General features: G+C 46.6%; 6 protein-coding genes and 1 pseudogene. All 7 read right to left on the bottom strand.

What is annotated here, in order from left to right:
- Positions 1-42 precede the first annotated feature (42 nt).
- Positions 43-231: pseudogene (locus QUB44_RS29550) on the bottom strand (Uma2 family endonuclease); the annotation flags it as partial.
- Positions 232-441: 210 nt separating this feature from the next.
- Positions 442-1731 (bottom strand): tetratricopeptide repeat protein, encoded by a 1290-nt coding sequence (locus QUB44_RS29555; protein WP_333373182.1) that lies wholly within the window; start codon positions 1729-1731, stop codon positions 442-444.
- A gap of 136 nt (positions 1732-1867) precedes the next feature.
- Positions 1868-2392, bottom strand: coding sequence for a Uma2 family endonuclease (locus QUB44_RS29560; RefSeq protein WP_333373185.1), 525 nt, complete (start codon positions 2390-2392; stop codon positions 1868-1870).
- A 242-nt stretch (positions 2393-2634) separates the two neighbouring features.
- Positions 2635-3153 (bottom strand): Ycf51 family protein, encoded by a 519-nt coding sequence (locus QUB44_RS29565; protein ID WP_006631825.1) that lies wholly within the window; start codon positions 3151-3153, stop codon positions 2635-2637.
- A 77-nt stretch (positions 3154-3230) separates the two neighbouring features.
- A complete protein-coding gene (locus tag QUB44_RS29570; RefSeq protein ID WP_333163553.1) occupies positions 3231-4289 on the bottom strand; it encodes an adenylate/guanylate cyclase domain-containing protein in 1059 nt (352 codons plus the stop codon).
- Positions 4286-4660 (bottom strand): response regulator, encoded by a 375-nt coding sequence (locus QUB44_RS29575; protein ID WP_015177895.1) that lies wholly within the window; start codon positions 4658-4660, stop codon positions 4286-4288. Before QUB44_RS29575 ends, QUB44_RS29570 begins: the two co-directional genes overlap by 4 nt.
- Positions 4653-8381: a response regulator gene (locus QUB44_RS29580; protein ID WP_333373189.1), complete on the bottom strand. Its 3729-nt coding sequence runs from the start codon at positions 8379-8381 to the stop codon at positions 4653-4655. Before QUB44_RS29580 ends, QUB44_RS29575 begins: the two co-directional genes overlap by 8 nt.
- Positions 8382-8955 lie beyond the last annotated feature (574 nt).

An 8955-nucleotide genomic window follows, 5' to 3' on the forward strand; every position in this document is an offset into this window, starting at 1 on the left:
AATGCTAAAACTTCGTTGTGCTTACCTCAACGACCTCTTGGCTATTTGAGGCTTTTGCAAAACCGGGATGCTCCCTAGTAAATCGGCAGCTACAAAAACGTTTGGGTCATCTTTAAACAGCGATTCGCAACCTTCTTTGATTTTGACAATTAATTCGTATTGAATTGTGCTTTCTGCCATTGGTTGACCGTCGCTGGAAGGATAAATGATTTCTTGGGTTGTGACTTGCATAGTCGTTGTCTCCGAGAAGTATCTAAGTTTAATTGTACTATTTATTCAGATAAGTCGGCGGTTGAAACCGCGTCTACACAAACCAAGTCCGCCTGCGCGGACTAAGAAATAATAAGAGTGTTTTTGATGCTGTAAGGGCGGGTTTTACCAACAATAATTGCCTAAAACCGACAATCTCATAAACCCGCCCCGCCCAAGGGCAAATCCCTATTATTGAATTAAGGCTTGAAACCGAGTATCCGATCGAATGCTATCAAAACCCGAATCAGTTTTTGCCAGTTCTCGGTATTTGTCAGGATTCACATTGATGGCTTGCTGCAAATTATGAATCGCTTGGTCGATTTGACTCTGTAACGCATAGCAGCAAGCTTTATTATAAAATGCTGCGTGATGATCGGGTTGGATTTCTAAGGCTTTGTCCAAGGAGGCGAGCGCTTCTTCCAATCTTCCTAATGTACCCAGTGCAACGCCCCGATTGTCCCAGGCTTCGTGATAATCTGGTTTGATTTCTAAGGCTTTGTCGAAGGAGGCGAGCGCTGCTTCAAATCTTCCTAAATAAAGCAGTGTAGTACCCCGATCGTACCAGGCTTCGTGAAAACCTGGTTTGAATTCTAAGGCTTTGTCGTAGGAGACGATTGCTTCTTCCAATCTTCCTAAGTTACCCATTGCAGTGCCCCGATTGAACCAAGCTTCGTGATAACTCGGTTGGATTTCTAACGCTTTGTCGAAGGAGGCTATCGCTTCTTCCCATCTTCCTAAATTACCTAGTGCAGCGCCCCGATTGCTCCAGGCTTCGTGAAAATCTGGTTTGATTTCTAAGGCTTTGCCATACGAGGCTATCGCTTCTTCAGATCGTCCTAAATTACCCAGTGCAATGCCCCGATTGCTCCAGGCTTCGTGATAACTCGGTTTGATTTCTAAGGTTTTGTCGTAGGAGGCGATTGCTTCTTCAAATCTTCCTAAATTACCCAGCGCAACGCCACGATTGTACCAGGCTAGGTGATAATCTGGTTTAATTTCTAAAGTTTTGTCGTAGGAGGCGATCGCTTCTTCCCATCTTCCTAAATTACCCAGCGCATTGCCACGATTGTACCAGGCTTCGTGAAAATTTGGTTTGATTTCTAACGCTTTGTCGCAGGAGGCTATCGCTTCTTCAAATCTTCCTAAATTATCCAGCGCAACGCCACGATTGTACCAGGCAAGGTGAAAACCTGGTTGGATTTTTAAGGCTTTGTCGCAGGAGGCGAGCGCTTCTTCAAACAAGCCTAAATTATTCATTGCATTGCCCCGATTGTTCCAGGCTTCGTGATAATCTGGTTTGATTTCTAAGGCTTTGTCGTAGGAGGCTATCGCTTCTTGAAATTTCCCTGAATTACCCAGTGCAACGCCCTGATTGTAATAGGCTTCAGGATCGGGTTTCATTTCTAAAGCTTCGTCGAAAAAGGCGGTTGCTTTTTCAAACAAGCCTAAGCCTAAATTATACAGTTCATTCCAATCCATTATTTATCACCTCATGGCTCAAATTGGGCAAGACTCTCTTGAAATTGCTTAATTCCTTTAATCAGCCGAGGAAAATCTTAATAATCTTAAAGTATTCTTTGCAAGTTCAATGTTGATACAGACTAACACAACACAACTAAGCTGACAATACCTGAGCCGCCGTCAGCACTAATTCGGGGAAAGTGGGCGAAACAATTTGTTCATTATCTGTAAACTGAGTAAGTTGATATTTGCCTTCAGCATTTAGACAAAACACAAATACCGTCGGAATTTTAGAGTTTCCCAAATACTCTCTTTTTCCAATTGCTAAATAATCAATAATCCAGTATTCAGCAATGCCCAAGCGTTCATATTCATCTAGCTTGTCAACATAATCGTCTTCCCAATTAGTTGATACTACCTCGACATCTAACTGAAGCGGCGATTCCATTGCAGCATAAGCTTTGCGTTCAGCACGCCACAAAGTGCGATCAATTACACTCACATCAGGAACTCGTCCTTGTTCCGTACCTTCTTTTGTGGTAGTTTTAATCATGATGCCTCGTTTTACTACATAGTTGAGTTTCAGCCGATCGCTCTCTTGATAAAAGTGTCTGTCTGTAAATTCACCAATATCATCATGATTTCTGGTAATTGCTATTTTGACAATTTCTCCGTTCACCAATTCTTAAAGACTATCTTCCGGGCAAATTGCAATAAATTCGTTAAAAATTCAATTAGTGTTTTGCGGTGGCAATCATGTTATTTAATTTGAGCCCAACTTGACACTAAATTACTAAATAACTAATAATTATTAGGGTGCGCCGAAGAACCCCTTACTGATAATTCGTTGGTGGGGGCGGGTTTTTGAGATTGTCGGTTTTAGGCAATTTTTGTTTGTAAAACCCGCCCCTACAGCATTTATCAGGCTTGATATTTTTTCAGAATAGCAACTTTTTCGGGGAAGATTTCGATCGCCATTTTGTCATCATAACGAGTCGCGAGCGATCGCCTCACCTCGCCCAAAAACAGCGGCTGCGACAACCCAGGTTCAGGATGTACAACTGTACGAACCCGGATTGTCATGTAGTCTCTGCCCCGCCCAGAGCGCCCTGGAGAGTACAAATCCGCAGCCGCTTGCTGCATCGTTGCTTCTAATTCCGATTCGGTGATCGTAGGTGGCACAGTAACTACTGTTTGAGCGCCGCCTGTATCGTAAACTAAAGAATAGCGCACCGCACCAGGAATTTCTGTACGGGAAAACAGTCCCAAACCCAGACCAAATATACTCGCAGCAATTACTCCCATAAAGCTTGTCACTCCTACCAATCGGAAGCGAAAACCCCATTTGAAGATAAATGCTATAACTGTTAAAATAGCTAAAGCTACTGTCAGAATTCCCGCCCATTGGGCGTACATTAAAAGGTTAGAATTTACGTTCATTTGATGATTTGTTGACTGTTGACTGTTGACTGTTGATATTAGTTACCGATACCCAATGCCCAATGCCCAATGATTAATTAAGCGTTTCGGGACACAAGCAGATAAGTCATCATATCGCCTTTCCCCTTCACTGGAATCACGCCTCGCTCCTCAAAAACGTACTTACCCCGCAAGCGCTCGTAGGTAGCAACTGTCACCTGAATGCTGCCGGGGACGCCTTGAGATTCCATCCGGGAAGCTGTATTTACAGTATCTCCCCACAAATCGTAAGTAAATTTTTTAGTACCGATTACCCCAGCTTCCACCGGGCCTGTGTGGATGCCGATGCGGATGCTGAGCGGCTGACCTCCCTTGGTACGGATCTTAGTCATTGCTGCTTGAATTTCCAGCGCCATTTCGGCGATCGACTCGGCGTGATCCTCGCTGGGCGTCGGCAAACCGCCAACCACCATATAAGCATCGCCGATCGTCTTAATTTTCTCAAGTCCGTAGCGCTCGGCCAACTCGTCAAAAGCCGAAAAAATCTCGTTGAGCAACTCCACCAACTGGGCCGGCGATAAATGAGACGAAAGTTTAGTAAAACCGACCAAATCGGCAAACATCACTGTTACCTCGGCGAAACTGTCTGCGATCGTAATTTCCCCGTGTTTCAGGCGCTGTGCGATCGCCTTCGGTAAAATATTTAACAGCAAACGCTCGGACTTTTCCTTTTCCTGGGCCAACTCATGTAAATACGCCTGTTCCTTATCCCGCAGCCGCTTCTTTTCTAAACAAGCGCTAATCCGAGCCTTGAGCAATACCGGATTGAACGGTTTAGAAAGATAATCCTCCGCCCCCAACTCTATACACCGGACGATACTGTCGATATCGTCCACCGCCGAAATCATAATCACCGGGATGTAGCGCAAATTCTCGTCCGCCTTCAGACTTTCGAGCACCTGATAGCCGTTCATTTGCGGCATCATAATGTCTAGGAGAACCAAATCAAAAGGAACGCTTCGCAACATTTCCAGAGCTTGGAGACCATCTTCAGCAACAGTCACCAGATGGCCTTGACGCTGAAGTCGGCGGGCCAGCAAATCGCGGTTTACCTCATTGTCGTCAACAACCAGCACGCTGCCCTCGTCACCTTTCATGTCAGGGCCTCTTTCAGAAGAGTTTCAATTTTACCCAAAAGTCGGGGAAACTCGACCGGTTTAGTGTCATAGTCATTGCAGCCTGCAGCCAGACACTTTTCACGATCGCCCGCCATTGCGTGAGCCGTCAGCGCAATCACCGGAATCCTGCTAGTTTCAGGAGCCGCCTTAATTTGCTGCGTTGCTTGCCACCCGTCGAGAACCGGCAGACTCATATCCATCAAAATCAAATCTGGTACTTTCGCGAGCGCCATCGACACTCCCTCAGCACCGTCAACAGCAATAAAGACCTCGTGTCCCTTGCGGGCCAGACGCCTGGAAAGCATATCCCTGTTCATTTCGTTATCTTCGACCAACAGGATTTTAGCCATTGGTGTTCTCCTTGCCTTTCGAGTCGTACCTGCGATCGAACCTGTTATTGACTATAGAGCGAACATCGCGCAATAAACTATCGCAACTGTAGACTCCCTTTTGTAGCACCCGCTCGACGTAGCCGTTTAGCTGCTGGCTTTCGGCCGATGTCAAGTCTTTCCCCGTGATCACAACAATCGGTATAGGATCTCCCGAATGGGATTTGCGAAGTTCCCCGATCAACTCAAAACCATCCATTTCTGGCAACATCAAATCCAGTAATATCAGGTGCGGGCGAGCAACTTTTAGCCGATCGAGAGCAGCGCGTCCGCTGTCAGCTTCCGTTACTGCCCAGCCTTGTGTTTCTAGTACGCATCGCAGTATTTCGCGCGTGGCAACGTCGTCTTCCACAATTAGAATCTGACAAGTCAAATTGTTACTTGCAACGCCGTCTTGGTCGCGTCGGTACTTGTTCAACAAGGCAGCCAGCCGTTTGCCGTCCACTGGTTTGGTGAGGTAGTCCGAGGCACCCAATGCAAAGCCGAGGCTTTTGTTGCCCACAAAGGATAGCAGGATTACGGGAATTTCGGCAAGGTCAGGATCTGCCTTCAGCGCTGAGAGTACCGCCCAGCCGTCCATTCCGGGCATGATCACATCCAGGGTAATGGCGTCTGGCCGTAGTTGTTTAGCGAGCCGGAGAGCTTGCTCGCCACTGCCGGCGACTTCTACGTGCAGTCCTTGGCGACTGAGGGCGCGCTGGATTAAATCCCGCGAGATCGGGTCGTCGTCCACTACCAGCACCGTGCCGACAGCGGGGGCGTCCGGAGGGCTAATGCTGTCATGGACTTTGTTGGGGATTTCCGGCTGTTTGATGGCTTTCGGCAAGAGCACGGTGAAAGTGGTGCCTGCGCCCAAGGTGCTGCTGGCCTCAATGCTACCGCCCATCATCTGACAGAAGCGCTGGCTGATTGCTAGTCCCAAACCGGTGCCACCGTACTCGCGGGTAGTCGAGGCATCAGCTTGGGTGAAAGGTTGGAAAACTCGCTCCAATTGCTCTTGTGTCATGCCGATGCCGGTGTCGGCGACGCGGAAACTTAAAAATTCGGAGTTGGAAATTAAAATTTGGGAAGATTCCTCTTGATTTTTCATTTTTAATTGTTCATTTTTAATTCTTTCCACTCCGATCGCAATTTTCCCGTTTTGTGTGAACTTGGCAGCGTTGCTGAGCAAGTTAAGCAGCACTTGCCGCACTTTTGTCATGTCCGCGTGCATGGTGTCGAGGTTGTCTGGACAGTACACTTCTAGGGTATTACCATTTTTCTCTACCAGCGGCCAGGCCGTGGCAACAGCACTTTCAATTAAAGTATGGATGTCGAAGGTTTCTAAGTAGAGATCCATTCGACCTGCTTCAATTTTAGAGATATCTAGGATGTCGTCGATCATCGACAGCAGGTGTTTGCCGGCGCTGCTGATTTTTTCGAGGTCGGGGACGAAAGCTTCATCGCCCAATTCTTCGGCTTCTTCTTGGAGCATTTCGCTGTAGCCGATGATGGCATTGAGCGGCGTGCGAAGTTCGTGGCTCATGTTGGCGAGAAATGTGCTTTTTGCCCGGTTGGCTGATTCTGCTCCTTCTAGAGCCAACTGCAAGGCGGATTCTGCCTGTTTGCGATCGGTGATGTCTTGGGTTGTGCCTTCGTAGTACAAAACGCTGCCGCTTTCGTCGCAGATGCTGCGGGCGTTTTCGGAAATCCAGATCGTGCTGCCGTCTCGGCGGTATACTTGGGATTCAAATTTTGACACTTGATGGCGCGCGCGCAATTGGGCCATAAACTCGGCGCGCCGATTCGGGTCAACGTAAAATTGGCGGTTGATATCTGTGAGTTCGGCTAGCATTTGGGCACAGGATTCGTAGCCGTAAATCTCGGCTAGTGCGCGATTGGCGCTGAGGTAACGCCCGTCTGGGGTGGTCTGGAATATGCCTTCGACTGCGTTTTCAAAGATGCTGCGATATTTTGTTTCGGATTGTCTCAAAGCTGCTTCTGCTCGCTTGCGCTCTAGGGTATTGGCGAGCATTTCTCCTACCATTTTTAGCTGTGTGGATATTGTGGATATTTCGGTTGCTCGACCTGCTGTTTGCTTTAAGCCATCGAATCCGAGAAATCCTACTAGGTTTTTACTACAAATTAGGGGAATAATTATCAGTGATTGGATATTTTTTAGCGGTTTTTGGGATTCTAAATTATTGAGGGAAGCGCCAATCGAAGGTATTGAGGCGGTTGCTGTTTGATTGACTGTTTGGGATGGGGAGTCTGTCTGGAATTGGGCTGAATTTTGACCGATAAAATATGCAATTTCGGCGATTGCTGGGGGGGGGAGTTCGCCGATTTCTGCAATATAAACGCATTCGGCGCGATCGAGTTTTTCTGCGATCCAAGGGATTTGTGCGATGTCTATTGGTTTGTCGGTGCTGTCTTTGACTGCAGGAATGCTTTCGCCACACCACTCGTAGGTTTTGTCGGCGCGGGTTTTGTCTTCAGATAACAGGTAGATGTAACTGCGGTCAAACCCGCTCAAAGTGGCGATCGCTTCCAGGGTTCGATCGATGCTTTGATCTATTTCTGATAAGGGCTGGCTGATAAAATCGGTTGACAAACGGGCAATCAACTGAGCTAATTCTACTCGATACTGCAAATATTGTTCTTGTTTTTTGAGTTTAGTAACGTCTCGAAAGCTCCAGACTCTACCGACTGTTTTCGCTCCGACTTTTGATGGCAACGAATTTAATTCCAGAATTTTTCCGTCTTTAAATTCTAATAATTCGCTGATTTGAGTATCTGAATCTGCCGACACTTTAATCACGTTTTCGAGAAATCTTTGCGGGTATTTTAATTGTTCCCTGTCGAAGGGTAATCCTGTTTTGAGCGTGTTTTTGAGTGTGCCGAAGGTCGATCGGCTCAACTTTCCTTGGCTGGCGGACAAACCCCACATCTCTAGAAATTTCTGATTATAATCACATATATTGCCGTTTCTGTCAACTGCCAGAATTCCTGCATCTGTAGATTTTAGAACTGCTTGCAGTATCGAGAGCGATTGCTTGTGTTCTCTAATGTCAAAAATGTCAAAAAACACCAAGACTGATATTTCGCTGCCCTCAACTGCGGGATGGAAAAAATAGGAAACTGGTAACATCTTGCCGTCGCGACACAAAAACTCGTCGTCCCAGTTGTTGCAAGGTTGACCGGAAGCGATCGCCTCTTGTAAATCTAGTGTAGGTGCGATCGGCCTATCTTCACTCTTGCTTGGGAACTGTTTCGGAGCCGTCAAAACTTGGGATTTGTTGCCTTCCTTTTGCTTCCCGATGCGCTCTAGCAGAGAAACGCCTGCAAGTTCCGACTCTTGCCACCCCAGCAAGCGTTCTGCTTCTGGATTCAGCGAGATTACACAGCCCTTCGCGTCAAGGATACACAATCCCGCCCCCCAACTGTTGACACTCGCCTGCAGTCGATCGAATTCTGAAGCTGTTGGAGAGTCTTGAGGGGACTGGGGCGAGTCAGTTAAATCCTTTAGCACCACCGTCTCCGAGTTCCAGCAATCCTGCTGCTGAAGTTCTTGCTGACTCTGAACTCCGTCATAGCTACAACTTACCTGATCTAATAAAAGCTGCCACTGCTCAGCAGTGGGAGGAGGAGACTCGCCGACTAAACCGAGCTGTTCGAGTTGGCGCTGGAGGTGGGGGTGCATATTTTCTGGCGCTTTGTAGGCAACTTTCTACAGTATATCTTTTTAATTAATAGTATAATATACGTAGGTATACGGTTATGGGAAAAGTACGCGATCGCAATTTATAACAGGTTTTATTGAGAAACCGAGGGATTATCTCTGCTCTCCCAAATCTTTCAAACTGCGCTAATTATATTAATTCTCATAACTTTTAAGGGTTGTCCACAAACCAATACTCTGAATGTCTGCAGCAGCCTCAAAAATAATAATATCATCTTATCAAGTCAATACTCAGGAAAGTTTGGGTAACGATACTACAAGCTTTACAGGACAAGGATAATAAAAAAGTCGAATTAAATGCAAGCCCGGGGTGGATATGACATTGATTTAATTATCCACAGTCGATCAAAGTCAAGCGGGATCAGCCATTGTGCCATAGAAAAACTGCTCGGAGTATTAATCAAGTGAACTTACCCTCAAAAACTAGGTGGCAGTCCAAAAACGATCGCGTCCGCTTGGGGAGCATCCCGGTTTTGTAAATATCCGAATAAGTGTAAAATAGTTAAAATCAATAAAAGCGTCAAAAAAAGTCGAG

This window comes from Microcoleus sp. AT3-D2 (assembly GCF_036705715.1).
In the GTDB taxonomy this organism is placed as follows: domain Bacteria; phylum Cyanobacteriota; class Cyanobacteriia; order Cyanobacteriales; family Microcoleaceae; genus Microcoleus.